The 15,639-nt window shown below is 73.3% G+C and carries 16 protein-coding genes and 1 tRNA gene; 4 read left to right on the top strand and 13 right to left on the bottom strand.

Annotation, left to right across the window (positions count from 1 at the left end; translation table 11 throughout):
* Positions 1–4 precede the first annotated feature (4 nt).
* A complete protein-coding gene (locus L3X23_RS24460) occupies positions 5–454 on the bottom strand; it encodes a hypothetical protein (protein ID WP_237194830.1) in 450 nt (149 codons plus the stop codon).
* 53 nt (positions 455–507) lie between these two features.
* Between L3X23_RS24460 and L3X23_RS24455 the strand changes: the two genes are divergently transcribed.
* Together L3X23_RS24455 and L3X23_RS24450 are read left to right on the top strand one after the other, a co-directional pair.
* Positions 508–1,047: a peptidylprolyl isomerase gene (locus L3X23_RS24455; protein WP_093081325.1), complete on the top strand. Its 540-nt coding sequence runs from the start codon at positions 508–510 to the stop codon at positions 1,045–1,047.
* Between the two features lie 4 nt (positions 1,048–1,051).
* Entirely contained in the window at positions 1,052–1,894 is an 843-nt protein-coding gene (locus L3X23_RS24450) for a rhomboid family intramembrane serine protease (protein WP_093080794.1), read from the top strand.
* Positions 1,895–2,118: 224 nt separating this feature from the next.
* Here the strand turns inward: L3X23_RS24450 and L3X23_RS24445 are convergent, their stop codons facing one another.
* From L3X23_RS24445 to L3X23_RS24400, 10 genes are all read right to left on the bottom strand, one after another.
* Entirely contained in the window at positions 2,119–2,556 is a 438-nt protein-coding gene (locus tag L3X23_RS24445; protein ID WP_237194829.1) for a PH domain-containing protein, read from the bottom strand.
* 113 nt (positions 2,557–2,669) lie between these two features.
* Positions 2,670–2,930 (bottom strand): cell division protein CrgA, encoded by a 261-nt coding sequence (gene crgA, locus L3X23_RS24440; protein WP_093080809.1) that lies wholly within the window; start codon positions 2,928–2,930, stop codon positions 2,670–2,672.
* 129 nt (positions 2,931–3,059) lie between these two features.
* Complete coding sequence (locus tag L3X23_RS24435; protein WP_093080814.1) at positions 3,060–3,701, bottom strand: aminodeoxychorismate/anthranilate synthase component II; 642 nt, start codon at positions 3,699–3,701, stop codon at positions 3,060–3,062.
* The gene (pknB, locus tag L3X23_RS24430; protein WP_237194828.1) at positions 3,701–5,620 is read right to left on the bottom strand and encodes a Stk1 family PASTA domain-containing Ser/Thr kinase; all 1,920 of its coding nucleotides are present in this window, start codon (positions 5,618–5,620) and stop codon (positions 3,701–3,703) included. Before pknB ends, L3X23_RS24435 begins: the two co-directional genes overlap by 1 nt.
* Positions 5,621–5,729: 109 nt before the next feature.
* Complete coding sequence (locus L3X23_RS36685; RefSeq protein ID WP_374204908.1) at positions 5,730–7,472, bottom strand: serine/threonine-protein kinase; 1,743 nt, start codon at positions 7,470–7,472, stop codon at positions 5,730–5,732.
* On the bottom strand, positions 7,469–8,938 hold the full coding sequence (locus L3X23_RS24420) for a penicillin-binding protein 2 (RefSeq protein WP_237194827.1): 1,470 nt from the start codon (positions 8,936–8,938) through the stop codon (positions 7,469–7,471). The genes L3X23_RS36685 and L3X23_RS24420 overlap by 4 nt, the downstream gene beginning before the upstream one ends.
* Positions 8,935–10,398 carry an FtsW/RodA/SpoVE family cell cycle protein gene (locus tag L3X23_RS24415; RefSeq protein ID WP_237194826.1) on the bottom strand — a complete coding sequence of 488 codons (1,464 nt, stop codon included), beginning with the start codon at positions 10,396–10,398 and terminating at the stop codon, positions 8,935–8,937. Before L3X23_RS24415 ends, L3X23_RS24420 begins: the two co-directional genes overlap by 4 nt.
* Complete coding sequence (locus L3X23_RS24410) at positions 10,398–11,741, bottom strand: PP2C family serine/threonine-protein phosphatase (protein WP_237194825.1); 1,344 nt, start codon at positions 11,739–11,741, stop codon at positions 10,398–10,400. Before L3X23_RS24410 ends, L3X23_RS24415 begins: the two co-directional genes overlap by 1 nt.
* Entirely contained in the window at positions 11,738–12,196 is a 459-nt protein-coding gene (locus L3X23_RS24405) for an FHA domain-containing protein (RefSeq protein WP_093080839.1), read from the bottom strand. The genes L3X23_RS24410 and L3X23_RS24405 overlap by 4 nt, the downstream gene beginning before the upstream one ends.
* Before the next feature lie 83 nt (positions 12,197–12,279).
* A complete protein-coding gene (locus L3X23_RS24400; RefSeq protein WP_308116939.1) occupies positions 12,280–13,560 on the bottom strand; it encodes a DUF3662 and FHA domain-containing protein in 1,281 nt (426 codons plus the stop codon).
* Between the two features lie 198 nt (positions 13,561–13,758).
* On the opposite strand from L3X23_RS24400, the gene L3X23_RS24395 reads away from it, so the two are divergent.
* A tRNA-Leu gene (locus L3X23_RS24395) sits at positions 13,759–13,844 on the top strand.
* A 108-nt stretch (positions 13,845–13,952) separates the two neighbouring features.
* Here L3X23_RS24395 and L3X23_RS24390 read toward each other — a convergent pair.
* A complete protein-coding gene (locus L3X23_RS24390) occupies positions 13,953–14,552 on the bottom strand; it encodes a uridine kinase (protein WP_237194824.1) in 600 nt (199 codons plus the stop codon).
* Positions 14,553–14,568: 16 nt separating this feature from the next.
* Positions 14,569–14,811, bottom strand: coding sequence for a DUF2630 family protein (locus L3X23_RS24385; RefSeq protein WP_237194823.1), 243 nt, complete (start codon positions 14,809–14,811; stop codon positions 14,569–14,571).
* Positions 14,812–14,869: 58 nt separating this feature from the next.
* Here L3X23_RS24385 and L3X23_RS24380 point away from each other — a divergent pair, with 58 nt between their 5' ends.
* Positions 14,870–15,616, top strand: coding sequence for an IclR family transcriptional regulator (locus L3X23_RS24380; protein WP_093080853.1), 747 nt, complete (start codon positions 14,870–14,872; stop codon positions 15,614–15,616).
* The last annotated feature ends 23 nt before the right edge of the window (positions 15,617–15,639 follow it).

The following is a 15,639-nucleotide window of genomic DNA, read 5'->3' as shown; positions in this document are numbered from 1 at the left end:
CGGGTCAGCTGTGGCCGTTGCGGGCGGCGTGGGCCGGGGTCTCGGGCGCGAGGTCGACCGTGCCGGGCGGGGCGGTGCTGGGTGCCTCCTCGTGCGGCAGCTCCTGCGGCCGGCGGGAGAGCACGAGCCAGCCGACGACGGAGGCGACGGTCAGCGCGATGCCGGCGCCGATCCACCACCAGCGCTTCGGGGCGCGGGGGTCCGGGTCGAGGCGCGCGGCGAGCTCCTTGCGGGCCGCGATGACGCGATCCGAGCTCGCCAGGTCGCTGACCCGCCCTTCGGCGCGGTGCGCCAACTCGCCGACGGCCTCGCCCGCCTTCTCCGCCAGGATCGGGAGCTCGCGGTCGAGCAGGTCCTTCGCCTCGTGGGCCAGCTCCTCGGCGGCCTCGCCGAGGGAGCTCAACGCCGCTCCGGCGTGGTCGCGGGCACGGGTGAGAGCGCTGGTGGTGCTCATGTCGCCTCCATAGAGGTGTGGGCCGGGTGGCGTCCAACCTCGACCCTGGCACGATGGGGTACGTGACTGCACCAGGCAACTCGAAGCAGACCGCGATCCTTCACACGTCCGAGGGCGACATCCGGATCAACCTCTTCGGCGACCACGCCCCGAAGACGGTCGAGAACTTCACCGGTCTCGCCACGGGCGACAAGGCTTACTCGCAGCCGAACGCGTCGGGTGGGGACAGCGGTCCCTTCTACGACGGCTCGGTCTTCCACCGCGTGATCAGCGGCTTCATGATCCAGGGTGGGGACCCGACCGGCACCGGCCGTGGCGGCCCGGGCTACCAGTTCGGCGACGAGTTCCACCCGGAGCTCAAGTTCGACCGCCCCTACCTGCTCGCGATGGCGAACGCCGGGCCCGGCACCAACGGCTCGCAGTTCTTCATCACGGTGGGCCCGACGCCGCACCTCAACCGCCGCCACACCATCTTCGGTGAGGTCGCGGACGGCGAGTCCCGCGCCGTGGTCGACGCCATCGCCGGCACCTCGACCGACCGCACCGACCGGCCGCTGACGGACGTCGTGATCCAGAGCGTGGAGATCGTCTGACGCCATGACGGCACCGCAGCTCCCCGGGTGCGTCCGGCACCCGGACCGGCCCACCGGCCTGAGCTGCACCCGCTGCGGCCGCCCGGCGTGCCCGGAGTGCCTCCGGGACGCGCCGGTGGGCCGGCAGTGCGTCGACTGCGTGCACGAGGGGCAGCGCACGGTCCGGCGGGGTCGGACGGTGGCCGGTGCCTCCCGCGGTGGCCGCCGCCCGGTGGTCGTGCCGGTCCTCACGGCGCTCAACGTCGCCCTGTTCGTGCTCACCGCCGCGCAGGCGGGCAGCATCGGCTCCAACAACCGCTCCGCGCTGTTCCAGGAGTGGGTGCTGGTGCCGGGCCTCGTGGCGGGCGGTGACTGGTGGCGTCCCCTGACCTCGGGCTTCCTGCACTACGGGCCGCTGCACCTGGTCTTCAACATGCTGGCCCTGTGGTGGCTCGGCCGTGAGCTCGAGCCGGTCCTCGGCCGGGCCCGGTTCCTCGCCGTCTACCTCGTGTCGCTGCTCGGCGGCTCCGCGGCGGTGATGCTGTTCTCGCCCGCGAACTCGCTGGTCGCCGGTGCGTCCGGGGCGGTGTTCGGGCTGATGGGCGCCATGTTCGTGATCATCCGACGGCTGCAGCTCCCGGCCGGGCAGATCGTGGGCCTGGTCGTGGTGAACCTCGTGATCAGCGTGGTGGTGCCCGGGATCTCGCTGATGGGCCACGTGGGCGGGCTGCTGCTCGGCGCCGCCGCCACCGCCCTGCTGGTCTCCCTGCGTGACCGCCGGACCCTGCAGCTGTCCGGGCTGGCCGTGCTCACCCTGGTGGTGCTCACCGTGATCGCCACCCGGGCCGCGGCCGTGTCCTTCGTCTGACGGCCCACGGCGGGTGGCCCGGGGAACGACGGCGGTCCCCGGCCCCCGAGGGTCACTCCGGCTTGCTGCACCCGCAACCGGTCGAGCAGCCGTCGGTGCCGCGCATCGGACTCCTGGCGATCATGATGATCTCCTCTCGGGTCGGTCCTCCGAGCGTAGGAAGCCGGGTGGGCGCGGGGCGATACCCCGCCCAGGGCACCGGCGACCGCAGGCGGTGAGGCCGGCTAGGCCGAACGGGTCGGCACGTACGGGAGCAGGACCTCCGCGACGTCCTCGGGGTCCGCGTCGAGGTCCAGTCGCCCGAACACCGCGAGCCGCTCGTCGCCGCCGACGAGCATGTCGATCTCGAGCTGGCTCGTCTCGCGGCCGAACCGGCGGGTGCGGTAGACCCGCACCCGCTGCACCGCCGTCCAGTCGACCGCGCGGGTGCCGGTGAGCCCGCGGATCTCCAGGCCGTGCCCGTGGACGGCGAGCCGCGGCCGCACGATCGTGCCGTGCAGCGCCATGAAGCCGAGCGCCGCCGCCGCGACCCCGGCCAGCAGGCGCCCGGCCGGATCCCCGCCGCCCACGAGCAGCGTGACGAACCAGGCCGCAGCCCCGGCGAAGAGCACCCAGGCGAGCCCGACGAGCCCGCGGCGCGGCGCCCACGATCGGTCACCCATGGTAGCTGAGAGAGTTATCCACAGAGTCTGTCCACAGTGGGGATGAACTACACCGTTGTCATTAGAGCTGGTCAGCGAGCTGTGGCTCGACAAAAGCCCAGGATCACCCTCAGTTACCGCCAGCGCATCGACATGAGCAGCGCGATCACGATGAGGCCGAAGCCGATGAGGAAGTTGAAGCCGCCGAGGGCGCCCATGAACGGGATCGAGTCCCGGCCGAGGTAGTCCGTGATGAGCCAGGCCAGCCCGAGCAGCCCGACCCCCAGCATGATCCCCACGTACGCGGGATGGGTGGGGCCCTTGACCTTCACCGGGCGCCGGTCCTGCGTCGGCGGGGTGTAGGCGGCCTTCTTACGAACCTTGGACTTGGGCATCAGGACCTCGCGAACGGAGACGGGACCCGCCCACGATATCGCGCGCCACCGACTCTCTCGGCATTGTGGAGCCACCACTGTCGTCCGAGAGGCTCAGAACGACAGTGGTGGCTCCACGATGCGGGCGGGCTAGACGCGTGCGGTGAGGGCTGCCACCTCGGCGGAGAGCGCCTCGACCGTGGCCTCCGGGACCTCGTGGCCTGCCGTGGCCAGCCAGTTCGCCAGCATGCGGTGGCCGCCCTGGGTCAGCACGGACTCGGGGTGGAACTGCACGCCCTCGATGGGCAGGTCCTTGTGCCGGACCGCCATGATCAGACCGGAGTCGGTGCGCCCGGTGACCTCGAGCTCCACCGGCAGCGTGTCCGGCCGGATCGACAGCGAGTGGTAGCGGGTGGCGGTGAAGGGCGAGGGCAGCCCGCGCAGCACGCCGACGCCCTCGTGGCTGACCTGCGACGTCTTGCCGTGCAGCAGCTCGGGGGCCCGCTCCACGACCCCGCCCCACGCCACCCCGATGGCCTGGTGGCCGAGGCACACCCCGAGCAGCGGGAGGTTCCGCTCGCCCGCCGCGCGGATCACGTCGATGCTGCGGCCCGCCTCCTCCGGCGTGCCCGGACCGGGGCTGACCAGCACCGCGCCCACCTCGTCGAGCTCCGTGAGCTCCGGCGACAACGCGTCGTTGCGGAGCACGACGGGCTCCACCCCGAGCTGCGCCAGGTACTGGACGAGGTTGTAGACGAAGCTGTCGTAGTTGTCGACGACGAGGACGCGCATCAGTTGTTGTTCCCGAATCCGTTGCCGCGGAACTGGCCGACGACGACCGTGACCTCGTCGTCCGGGTCCATCGAGGAGCCTGCGGACGGGCTGGTCGAGATCACGACGTTGTTCTGGGACTGGTCCTGCACCTGCTGACCGGTCAGGTTGTAGTTCCGGAGCCCCGCGGCGTTCAGCTCCTGGACGGCCTCGGAGGCGGACTTGCCCACCACGTTCGGCACCTGGACCTGGTTGCCGCGCGAGAGCGACAGCGTGATCGTGGTGCCCGGCGCGACCCGGGTGCCCGCGGACGGGTTGGTCTGCACGACCGTGCCCTGCTGCCCACCGCCGTCGACCTGCTGGGTCTGGACCTGCGTGAACCCGGACTGGGCGAGCGTCTGCTTGGCCTGGTCCTCGGACTGGCCGGTCACGTCCGGCACCTGGACCGTGGTCTGCTTCGTCCCGACGACGACGGCGACCGGGCTGCCACCCGGCGCGTCCACCCCGGCGGCGGGCGTCGACTGGATGATCTTGCCGATCTGGCTGGAGTCCGAGGTCTCCTGGGTGCTCTGCTCGCCGAGCTTGAGGCCGCGCTGCTCCAGGAGCGTCTGCGCCTCCTGCACGGTCTTGCCGGTCAGCGCGGGGACGGTGGCCGACGCGGGCCCGGTGCCGACGTAGATGGTGACCCGGGTGCGCTCGGCGACCTGGACGCCCGACCCCGGGTCGGTGCGGGTGACCTTGCCGGTCTGCGCCACCTCCGAGGGTTCCTGTCGCAGGTCGGCCAGCAGCCCGGCGTTCGTGATCGCCGCCCGCGCGGCGTCGGGGTCCTGCCCCGCGACCTGGGGCACCGCGACCTGGGCGGGCTGGGCGTTCGGCCCGAACAGCGCGTAGGCGCCGAACCCGAGCAGCCCCAGCACCGCGAGCACGGCCACGACGATCCCGATCGTGCGCCCGGTCCGCTTCGGCGGGTCCTCGTCCTCCCAGGACTGGACCGCGGCGGGCGCGTGCCGGCCGCCGCCGGAGATCCGCCGCGTGGCGGCGGTCTGCTCGGCGAGCAGCGCGGTGCGCTCGTCCTCGCTCATCACCATCGGCGCGAGCGGCTGCTGCCCGTTCCGCACCCGGATCAGGTCGGCCCGCATCTCGGCGGCCGACTGGTACCGGTTGACCGGGTTCTTCGACAGCGCCTTGAGGATCACCGCGTCGAGCGCCGGGGGGATCTGCGGGTTGACGTCCGACGGGCGCCGGGGGTCCTCCCGCACGTGCTGGTAGGCCACCGCGACCGGGGTGTCACCGGTGAACGGCGGCTCCCCGGTGAGCAGCTCGAACAGCACACAGCCCGCCGCGTAGACGTCCGACCGGGCGTCCACCTGCTCGCCGCGCGCCTGCTCCGGGGAGAGGTACTGCGCGGTGCCGATCACGGCCGCGGTCTGCGTGACGTTCTGCCCCTCGCCCAGCGCGCGGGCGATGCCGAAGTCCATCACCTTCACCGCGCCGTTGCGGGTGATCATGATGTTGGCGGGCTTCACGTCCCGGTGGATGATGTTGTGCCGGTGGCTGAAGTCCAGCGCCGCGCACACGTCCGCCATGACCTCGATGACCCGCTGCTGCGACAGCGGACCGGTGCTCTTGACGATCTCGCGCAGGGTCTGCCCGTCGACGAACTCCATCACGATGTACGGCAGCGGCCCGAACTCGCTCTGGGTCTCGCCGGTGTCGTAGACCGCGACGATCGCCGGGTGGTTCAGGGCGGCGGCGTTCTGGGCCTCACGGCGGAAGCGCAGCTGGAACTGCGGGTCGCGGGCGAGGTCGGCGCGCAGCACCTTGATCGCCACGTCGCGACCCAGACGCGTGTCCATCCCGCGGTGGACCTCGGACATGCCGCCGTAGCCGAGCGTGTCGCCCAGCTGGTAGCGCTCGGAGAGCAGCTTGGGGGTGGTCATCGAGTCCGGTTCCTGAGGGGGCGGGGGGTGTGGCTCATCATGCCGGTATCCGATGTGGTGGCGCTGCCCACCCACCCCCGCGCTGCGCCGGATCGGCCGCTCCGAGGGCTCACCGGACCTCCTCCGTGTCGTGGGACGTGTTGTCGAACGCGATCGTGCGACCGTCCGGCCCGACGGTGTCCGCCGAACGGGCGAGAACGACCCCCCGGCGCGTCACGCTACCCGCCGCGTCCTCCGGGCGTGCCCCCGATCCGAGGGACTGCGCGGCGGGCGTCGCAGGCACCTCCGTGCCACCCTCCGCCCGGTCGCCGAACAGGGCCGGGATCGTGAGCACCGCCACGACGATGGCGGCGACGATGAGGACCACGAACGCGACGAGCAGCGCCGTGCCCCCCGCCCCGCGCGTCGGTTTGGCGACCAGCCGCAGCGGTTCGGTCGGCGGGGCGGGCGGGACGTTGTGGTAGGTCGGGCGCATCGGCCGGGGCGGCAGGGGCGGGCCGGGCGTGGGCCGGGGGCGCGGAGCCTCGGCCGGGCGCTCCGGGCGCTCGGCCGCCGTGGTCCGGACCGTCTCCTCGACGCCGGAGACGTCCGGGACACCGGAGACCCCGGGGACCTCGGAGGCGCCCGAGACGTCCGGCGGGTCGGTGGTCCGCTCCGGTCCGGGAGTGGGGGGCCCGGTCGGCGGCGCGACGCGGGCGGGCCCGGAGTCGGGCGTCTCGGTGCGGGGCCGGCCGACCAGCGGGGACACCGGTGGCGGTGCGGGGCGGCTCGGGGTGCCCGTGGCCCGCTGCTCGCCCGAGACGGTGCCCGGCGCCTCGACGGCACCCGCCCGGGTCGAGCGCGCCGGGCCGGACCGGGTCGGGGTCGACTGGCCGCGCCCGTCGGAGCGCCCGCGGCGCTTGCGCTTGCGCGGCGGGGTCTGCTCCCGTTCCGGCGCGGGCGGCGCGGCGTCCGGCAGCTGGAGGCCCTGGGCGACCATCCGCGCGGGGGTGGGGAGGTCCTCGTCCCGCCGGATCGCGGCGACGGCGGCGGCCAGCTCGGCACCGTCGGCGTAGCGCTTCTCCGGGTCCTTGACCAGGATCGTCTCGATTAGCCTGCGGACCTTCCACGGCACGCTGTCCGGCAGCGGCGGCGGTGCGTCCCGGACCTGCATCATCGCGACGGCGACCGCGTTCTCCGCGCGGAAGGGCCGGTGCCCGGCCAGACACTCGTACCCGACGATGCCCAGCGAGTAGACGTCCCCCTCGGGGCCGGCCTCCCCGCCGCTGGCCTGCTCGGGGGCGATGTAGTGCGCCGTGCCCATCACCATTCCCGTCCGGGTGACGGGAACGGCGTTGGCGGCCTTGGCGATGCCGAAGTCGGTGAGCTTCACCGTGCCGTCGACCCGGATGAGGATGTTCCCGGGCTTGACGTCCCGGTGGACGAACCCGCGCTCGTGCGCCGCGTAGAGCGAGTGCGCGGCCTGCTCCATCACCCGCAGCGTCTCGGCGGGCTCCATCGGCCCGCGGGCGATGACGGCCGAGAGGGGCTCGCCGCGGACGAGCTCCATCACCAGGTAGGCGGTGCGGCGGCCGTCCGCGGTGACCTCGTCCTCGCCGTAGTCGTGGATCGCGGCGATGCCGGAGTGGTTCAGCGAGGCCACCGTGCGTGCCTCGATGCGAAAGCGGTGGAGGAACTCGTCGTCGTCGGAGAGCTCGGCCCGCAGCACCTTGACGGCGACGGTGCGGCCGAGCCGCTCGTCCACGGCCTCCCAGACCTCGCCCATGCCGCCGACGGCGATGCGCCGCTCGAGCTCGTAGCGCCCGGCGATCCGCCCACCGGCGGTCAGGCCTCCCGTGTTCGCGGCGGTCACTGGCCCCCCCGCAGCGCCTCCGCGATGACCGCCCGGCCGATCGGGGCGGCCACGGACCCACCGGTCGCCTCGAGCGCCCGGTCGCCGCCGTTCTCGACCAGCACGGCCACCGCCACCTGCGGGTTCTCGGCCGGGGCGAAGGCCACGTACCAGGCGTGCGGCGGGGTGTTCTTCGGGTCGGTGCCGTGCTCGGCGGTGCCCGTCTTCGAGGCGATCTGGACGCCGGTGATCTTGCCGCCGCCGGACGTCCGGTTCTCGGAGCCGATCATCAGGTCGGTGAGCGTGGCGGCCACGCTCGCGGGCATGGACGTGCCGATCCGGTCCGGCTCCGTGGTGTCGATGACGTCGAGGTCCGGGCCCTGCACCTCCTTGACCAGGTGCGGGGCCATGGTCTGGCCGCCGTTGGCGATGGAGGCGACGATCATCGCGTTCTGCAGCGGGGTGAGCCGCACGTCCCGCTGGCCGATGCTCGACTGCTGCACCGCCGCGGTGTCCGGCAGGTCGCCCACGCCCGAGGCCGTGACCGGCATGGGGATGGACAGGTCCGACCGCCCGATGCCGAAGGCGTCCGCCTGGGCGCGCAGCTTGTCCGCGCCGAGCTCGCCGCCGAGCTGCGCGAACGCGGTGTTGCAGGAGCGCGCGAGGGCCTCGCGCAGCGATGCGGTCTGGCCGGTGCCGCACTGGGTGCCCGCGTAGTTCTCCAGGGTGGTGTTCGTGCCGGTCAGCGTGATGTTCGGGGCCGCGGTGAGCTGGCTGTCCGGGGTGTAGCCGTTCTGCAGCGCCGCCGCGGTGTCCACCAGCTTGAACGTGGAGCCCGGGGGGTAGGTCTGGTCGATCGCGCGGTTGGTCAGGGTGGCGGGGTCGGCGGCGTTGTCCGCCTTCCAGGCCTCCTGCTGGGTCGCGGTGTTGTGGCTGGCGAGGGGGTTCGGGTCGAACGACGGCGTGGACGCCATGGCCAGGATCTCCCCGGTCTTCGGCGCGATGGCCACGACCGACCCGGTGTAGCCGCGGCGGCTCAGCTCGTCGTAGGCGCGCTCCTGCACCGCGGGCTTCGTGGTGAGCACGACGTTCCCGCCCGCCGGGTCCCGCCCGGTGATCAGGTCCGAGAGCCTGCGGGCGAAGAGCCGGTCGTCGCTGCCGTTGAGCACGGGGTCCGCGTAGCGCTCCAGGCCGCTGGAGCTGTAGATCACCGAGTAGTACCCGGTGATCGGCGACCAGACGGGGCCCGCCGGGTACTGGCGCTGGTACTGCAGCCGGTCGTCGGTCTCGACGCTCTGCGCCACGACCTGCCCGTCCGCGGAGATCTGGCCGCGCTTGCGGGCGTACTCGGCGAGCAGCACGCGCTGGTTGCGCGGGTCGTCCCGGTAGTCCCCGGCCTTGACGACCTGCACATAGGTCAGGTTGCCCAGCAGCAGCAGGATCAGCGCCATGACGGCGACGGCGATGCGCCGGATCGGGGTGTTCACGCGCCGGGCCCCTGGGTCGGACGGGGGACGAGCTCCGTGCCCGCGTCCGCGATCGGGACCGCGGGCGCGGCCGGGCGCCGGGTCAGGGGCGCGCGGGCGGCGTTGGAGATCCGCAGCAGCAGCGCCACGAGCGCGTAGTTGGCGAGCAGCGAGGACCCGCCGTAGGACAGGAACGGCAGCGTCAGCCCGGTCAGCGGGATCAGCTTGGTGACCCCGCCGATGACGACGAAGCACTGCAGCGCCACCGAGAACGCCAGGCCGGTGGCCAGCAGCTTGCCGAAGTTGTCCCGCACGGCGAGCGCACTGCGCAGGCCACGGGTGATCAGCACCAGGTAGACGATCAGGATCGAGGCCAGGCCGATCAGCCCGAGCTCCTCGCCGAGGGAGGAGAAGATGAAGTCGCTCTCCGCGAACGGCACCAGGTCGGGGCGGCCCGCGCCCAGCCCCGTGCCGCCGACGCCCCCGGTGCCGAGCCCGAACAGGGCCTGCGCGATCTGATAGCCGCGGTTGTCGTAGTCGCTGAACGGGTCCAGCCACACCTCGACGCGCACCTGGACGTGCCCGAACAGCTGGTAGGCGATGAACGCGCCCACCGCGAAGATGCTCAGGCCGATGACCAGCCACGACACCCGCTCGGTGGCCGCGTAGAGCAGCACCAGGACCATGCCGAAGATCAGCAGCGAGGAGCCCAGGTCCCGCTCGAAGACGAGGATGACGACCGAGAGGCCCCAGGCGACCAGCAGCGGCGCGAGGTCGCGCGCCCGCGGCAGCTCCATGCCGAGGAACCGGCGCCCGGCGCCCGCGAACAGGTCCCGCTTCTGCACCAGGTACGCGGAGAAGAAGATGATCAGCAGGATCTTCGCGAACTCACCGGGCTGGATGCCGGCGCCGCCGATCCGGATCCACAGCTTGGCGCCGTTGACCTCGGAGATCGACGACGGCAGCACACCCGGCAGGGCCAGCAGGACCAGGCCCGCGAGCCCGCAGGTGAAGCCGTAGCGGGCGAGCGTGCGGTGGTCCTTGACCCGCCACAGCACCGCGATGAACAGCGCCAACCCGAGCGCCGTCCACAGGATCTGGCGGAAGACCAGGGAGTCCGGGGGGTCCTGGCCGAGCAGCGCGGCCCGGTCCGCGTCGGCCAGGTCCAACCGGTGGATCATGACCAGGCCGAGGCCGTTGAGCAGGCCGACCGACGGCAGGATCAGCGGGTCCGCGTACGGCGCGAACCGCCGCACCGCGAGGTGCGCGAGCCCCAGGACGACCAGGTACGCCAGCCCCACGTAGAGCAGCGTGGGGGTGAGCTCCTGCTCCTGGTTCGCCTCGACCAGCACCAGTGCCGCGGTGACGATCACGACCGAGAACACGAGCAGCAGCAGCTCGATCGTGCGCCCGGTCGGGAGAGCGGGCGGGTCCGCGCGGTTGCCGGCGCCTGCGGCTCGGCTGATCTCGGGGGCCGCCATCAGCTCGCCGGCCGGCAGGTGATCCCCGGTTCGGGGGTCACGGTCGGGAGCGGCGTGCTGTCGACGGGGGGAGCGTTCGGGTCGACCGGCGCCTGCTCGGTCGTGGGCTGCGTGGGCTGGGTGGGCTGCGTGGGCTGGCAGACGGGGAGCATGCGGGCCTCGAGCCTGCGGACGGTGGCGTGCGCGCCGTCGAGCCCGTCGCTGGCGGGGATGCCGGTGCGGACCTGGTTGCGGGTGTCCTCCGGCAGGTCGGAGAGGGTGATCGGGGCGCGTTCGGCCACGGTCTGCAGCGGGATGCCCAGCACGCTGCCGCGCACCCCCTGGTAGACGACGACCTGGTCGTCCTCGGTACCGACGTAGTACTGCTGCAGCACCCAGCTGCGGGCCAGGAACCCGCCGACCACCAGCAGCGCGACGATCCCGGCGACGACCAGCCCGACGCGCAGGCCGGTGCGGCGGCGCGGCCCGTCCGGCTCGGCCGGGGCGGTGGCCTGCACCCGCTGGGGGAGCGCGCGCGGAAGCGTGGTCGCGGACGCGCGGCCCGCGGAGGTGTCCTGGCTGACCAGCCCGTCGTCGCTGCCGTCGCCCGCGGCGCCGCCGATGATCGGGTCGTAGTCGCCGTAGTCCACGTCCAGGACGTCCGCGACGATGCAGGTGATGTTGTCCGGCCCGCCGCCGCGCAGGGCCAGCTCGATCAGCCGGTCCGCGCACTCGCGCGGGTCGGCGTAGGAGCGCAGCGTCTCGGCCAGGGTCTCGTCGCTGACCGGGCCGGACAGCCCGTCCGAGCAGAGCAGGTAGCGATCGCCCGCGCGGGACTCGCGGATGGTGAGCGACGGCTCGACCTCGGCACCGGTGATCGCGCGCAGCAGCAGGGAGCGCTGCGGGTGGGAGTGCGCCTCGTCCTCGGTGATCCGGCCCTCGTCGATCAGCGACTGGACGAACGTGTCGTCCTTCGTGATCTGGGAGAACACCCCGTCCCGCAGCTGGTAACAGCGCGAGTCCCCGACGTGGACCAGACCGAGCCGGGTGCCCGCGAACAGCATCGCGGTGAGCGTGGTGCCCATCCCCTCGAGATCGGGGGACTCGGCGACGTGCCGGGTGATGGCGGCGTTGCCCGCGAACGTGGCGTCCCGCAGCTCGGCCAGCAGGTCGTCGCTCGGCTGGTCCTCGTCCAACGGGGCCAGCGCGGAGATCACCAGCGACGAGGCGACCTCGCCCGCGGCGTGTCCGCCCATCCCGTCGGCGAGCGCGAGCAGCCGCGGACCGGCGTAGACCGCGTCCTGGTTGTTCTGCCGGACGAGCCCGCGATCGCTGCGGGCGGAGTAGCGCAGGACCAGCGTCATGAGCGCAGCTCGATCACCGTCTTGCCGATACGGACAGGGGCGCCCAGGGGCACCCGGGTGGGTCCGGTGACCTTAGCCCGGTCCAGGTAGGTCCCGTTCGTCGACCCGAGGTCCTCCACGTACCACTCCTCGCCCTGCCTGCTGATGCGCGCGTGCCGGGTCGAGGCGTAGTCGTCGTCCAGCTTCAGGGTGGAATCGTCCGCCCGGCCGATGAGGATCGGCCGCGCGTCCAGCGTGATCCGGGTACCCGCGAGGGGGCCCTGCGTGACGATGAGCTGGCGGGGTGTGCGGCTGCGCCCGGACCGGGCGGTCACCCGCCCGCCGCCCGGCAGCACCGCCCGCAGCCCGGAGGCCGCGTAGAGGTCCGACCGCACCACCCGGAGGGCGACCAGCACGAACAGCCACAGCAGGGCGAGGAATCCCGCTCTGGTCAGCTGTAGCACCAACTCGGGCACGCGCCGGTGACTCCTTCTTCAGGCATGGGGACGGCAGGGTCGGTGCAGAGTACCGACCCCGTGCACGTCCCCCGGTCGGGCGGTCAGCCCTGGGTGCGGAAGACCAGGCTCGAGTGGCCCACGCGGATGACGTCCCCGTCCGTGAGCTGCCACTGCTGTACCGGGTTGCCGTTCACCGTGGTGCCGTTGGTGGAGCCGAGGTCGGACAGGGTGGCGCCGCGCCCGTCGAACGAGACCTCCAGGTGCCGCCGGGACACACCGGTGTCCGGGAGGCGGAAGTTGGAGTCCTGCCCGCGGCCGATGACGTGGGTGCCCTCGGTCAGCTGGTAGCTGCGGCCCGAGCCGTCGTCCAGGGTCAGCGAGGCCTGCAGCTGCGGCTGGCCGTAGCCGGGCTGGCCGCCCCAACCCTGCTGCTGGCCGTAGCCGCCCTGGTCGTAACCGCCGTCGTAGCCCTGGTCGTACTGCTGGCCGCCGTAGCCCTGCTGGGCGCCGCCGTAGCCGCCGCCCTGCTGGTAGCCCTGGTCGTAGCCCTGGGGCTGGCCGTAGCCGGGCTGGCCGTAGCCGCCCTGCTGGTAGCCCTGGTCGTAGCCGCCCTGCTGACCGCCGTAGTTCGGCTGGCCGCCGTAGCCCTGCTGGTCGTACCCGCCCTGCTGCGGCTGGCCGTAGCCCTGCTGGCCGTAGCCGCCCTGGTCGTAGCCGCCCTGCGGGGCGCCGTAGCCCTGCTGGTCGTAGCCGCCCTGCTGGGGCTGGCCGCCGTACTGCTGGCCGTAGCCCTGCTGGTCGTAGCCCTGCTGCCCCGGCTGCCCGTAGCCGCCCTGCGGGGGCTGCTGGCCGTAGCCCTGCTCGCCCTGCTGGGGCGCGTAGGTCTGCTGGCCGTAGGGGGCGTTGCCACGGTCGTAGCCGTACTGCCCGTTCTCCTCGGGGTGGCCCGGTTGCTGGCTCATGGGTGCATCCTCTGCGTTGCGTTCTGGTACGGCGATCCGACGGGAGGCGTCGGGGTCGACGGCCGAGCGGGTGCGGAACTGTCCCGTGTGCAGCGCCTCGGAGCGCTCCAGGAAGACTACGACCTCGCCGTAGGTGTCCCATCCCTGGTCGGCGAGTTGTGCGGCGACGTGCGCGGAGAGCGAGTCGACGACCCCCGCGGTGTCCCCCGCCATGCGATCGAGATCGGCGGGGCTGAGCTGGACGGTGTAGCGGTTGGGGGCCAGGATCCGGCCGCCGGCCAACTGCCGACGGTTGTCCTCGGCCTCCTGCAACAGCGCCTGCGCCACCTCCTGGGGGACGACACTGCCACCGAAGACCCGTGCGAAGGCATCGCCCACCATCCCTTGCAGACGGCGCTCGAAGCGATCGACAGGACCCACTCGATCTCCCTTTCCTCACCGCGCGGCGTGTTACCGGCTGCCCCGATCGTATCCGTGGTAGGTCGCGGGCCGGTGACACCCGACCCGGTGGTGCGGTGACCGTCCGCCCGCGCGCGGTGGACGATCACGCCGTCGGGGCCGGGGGGACCCCCCTGCTCGGGGTGATCCGGTGGTCGTGCTAGCTTTCCCCCGTCGCTCGGGCGAGTGGCGGAATGGCAGACGCGCACGGTTCAGGTCCGTGTGTCCGAAAGGACGTGAGGGTTCAACTCCCTCCTCGCCCACCAGATCCCCCGGATCAGCTCTGAAGGCCCGCCGCGTGCGGGCCTTCGGTCGTTCAGGGGCCCCCTCGCTGCGCCGAATGGTAGGTGCCGCGTCGCGGCACCACCCGCGCACTACCCGCGCATGGCGGGCCGGTCGGGATGGTCGGCCATGACCAGCACGTCCGCCTCGCCGGAGGGGTCCCGCTCCCGCTCGTAGCGCTCGAAGACGGGCAGGGTCCAGCGTTCCGCGGGCGGGGTCCGTCGCCCGAGCGCGGCCCGGCCCATGTGCAGGTGCGCGACCAGCTCGACCGGCAGGCCGCGGCCCAGCAGCAGGGACCCGCTGAGCACCACGACACCCTCGTCTCCCAGATCCGCGTACTCCGCGCGGTAGGCGCGGTCCCGCTCGGCGTCCCAGAGCCGCGGCAGCACCGGGCCGTCCCCGAGGACCTCGCGCAGCAGGGCGCCGACGTCCAGCCAGCCGTCGAGGAACATGTCCTCGTCGTGGTGGCCGTACTCCAGCCGCAGCGAGGCGGGGCGCAGGAAGTCCCGGGCGCGCACCGCGACCGCGGCGCGCCCGCGCAGCCGCAGCTCCTCCGCGACCGCCGCGCCGAGCCCGTCCGGGTCCGCGGGCGGCGGCCCGTCGACGATCACCCGGACCCGCCCGGAGAGCTTCTCGGCGCGGGCCGCCAGCTCGTCGGCGAGGGACTCCCGCGTGGTGGGGCGGAAGCTCACTCGGGGCTCCTCAGGCTCACTGCCGGTAGTTCTCCACCACCGACGCGTCCCGGGTGTGCGCCTCGTCCGGGTCCTGGCCCGCGGCCCGGCGGGCGTCCCGCTGCCGGAGCAGGTCCCAGCACCGGTCGAGGTCCACGTTGATCTGGTCGAGGCGGGCCTTCTCCTCGTCGGACAGCGGGGTGCCCACGTGCGCCCGCTCCAGCCGGTGCTCCTCGTCGACCAGTTCGGTGATCCGGTGTCGAAGCCCTTCGTCTGCCATGTGGGCCACACTAGCCCGGTGACCCCAGGCGCAAACCGTCGTTCACCGGGCTGACCGCATGGAGCAGGGTGGCTCGCTGGTGCGGGCGCTGCGGGTGCTCGAGGCCGTGTCGGCGCTCGGCGACGGGGTCACGGCCAAGGCCGTCGCGCGGCGGCTCGGCTGCCCCCTGCCCACGGCCTACCGGACCCTCGGCACCCTGGTCGAGGAGGGGTACCTGGTGCGGCTGCACGAGGTGCGCGGCTACGGGCTCGGCTACAAGGTCGCCGAGCTGCACCGCGGGCTGGTCGGGCAGGTGCGCCCCGCGCCGGAGGTCCGCGCGGCGGTGCACGCCGTCCACGAGGAGGCCGGGGCCGCGGCCTACCTCGCCGTCCTGCGGGACGACGCGGTCGTCGTCGCCCACGTCGACCTGTGCACCGACCATCCCGGCAGGCTCGGGCTGCGGGTCGGCGAGCCCGCGCCGCCGCACGCCACGGCCCTGGGTCGGGCCCTGCTCGCGGACATGACCGCCGCCACGGTCACCGCGATCGTCGGCAGCGGCGGGCTGCCCGCCTTCACCCCGCGGACCGTGGCCCACCGCTCCGGGCTCGACCGCGAGCTGCACCGCGTGCGCAGCGCGGGGGCGGCCATCGCGGTGGAGGAGTTCCACCGCGAGGTCGCGGAGATCGCCGTCGCGCGCGGCACGGCGGCGGTGGGGGTCGCGGTGTCGCGGTCGGACTTCACGGCGCGCCGGGCGCGGCTGGAGGAGATCGTGCGCGCCGGGGCCGACCGGGTCGGCGAGGCCCTGCGCGCGCGTCCCGTTCCCTGAGCGCGGCCCGGCCCTCCGGCGCT

The sequence above is a fragment of the Pseudonocardia sp. WMMC193 genome, from assembly GCF_021728735.1.
GTDB classification, from domain to species: domain Bacteria; phylum Actinomycetota; class Actinomycetes; order Mycobacteriales; family Pseudonocardiaceae; genus Pseudonocardia; species Pseudonocardia oroxyli.
This window is presented reverse-complemented; position numbering and strand designations above follow the sequence as displayed.

What these genes read in the sequence shown, in the direction of transcription:
- L3X23_RS24460 (WP_237194830.1), bottom strand. Translation starts at nt 454, where the DNA reads ATGAGCACCACCAGCGCTCTCACCCGTGCCCGCGACCACGCCGGAGCG.
- L3X23_RS24455 (WP_093081325.1), top strand. Translation starts at nt 508, where the DNA reads ATGGGGTACGTGACTGCACCAGGCAACTCGAAGCAGACCGCGATCCTT.
- L3X23_RS24450 (WP_093080794.1), top strand. Translation starts at nt 1,052, where the DNA reads ATGACGGCACCGCAGCTCCCCGGGTGCGTCCGGCACCCGGACCGGCCC.
- L3X23_RS24445 (WP_237194829.1), bottom strand. Translation starts at nt 2,556, where the DNA reads ATGGGTGACCGATCGTGGGCGCCGCGCCGCGGGCTCGTCGGGCTCGCC.
- crgA (WP_093080809.1), bottom strand. Translation starts at nt 2,930, where the DNA reads ATGCCCAAGTCCAAGGTTCGTAAGAAGGCCGCCTACACCCCGCCGACG.
- L3X23_RS24435 (WP_093080814.1), bottom strand. Translation starts at nt 3,701, where the DNA reads ATGCGCGTCCTCGTCGTCGACAACTACGACAGCTTCGTCTACAACCTC.
- pknB (WP_237194828.1), bottom strand. Translation starts at nt 5,620, where the DNA reads ATGACCACCCCCAAGCTGCTCTCCGAGCGCTACCAGCTGGGCGACACG.
- L3X23_RS24415 (WP_237194826.1), bottom strand. Translation starts at nt 10,398, where the DNA reads ATGGCGGCCCCCGAGATCAGCCGAGCCGCAGGCGCCGGCAACCGCGCG.
- L3X23_RS24410 (WP_237194825.1), bottom strand. Translation starts at nt 11,741, where the DNA reads ATGACGCTGGTCCTGCGCTACTCCGCCCGCAGCGATCGCGGGCTCGTC.
- L3X23_RS24385 (WP_237194823.1), bottom strand. Translation starts at nt 14,811, where the DNA reads ATGGCAGACGAAGGGCTTCGACACCGGATCACCGAACTGGTCGACGAG.
- L3X23_RS24380 (WP_093080853.1), top strand. Translation starts at nt 14,870, where the DNA reads ATGGAGCAGGGTGGCTCGCTGGTGCGGGCGCTGCGGGTGCTCGAGGCC.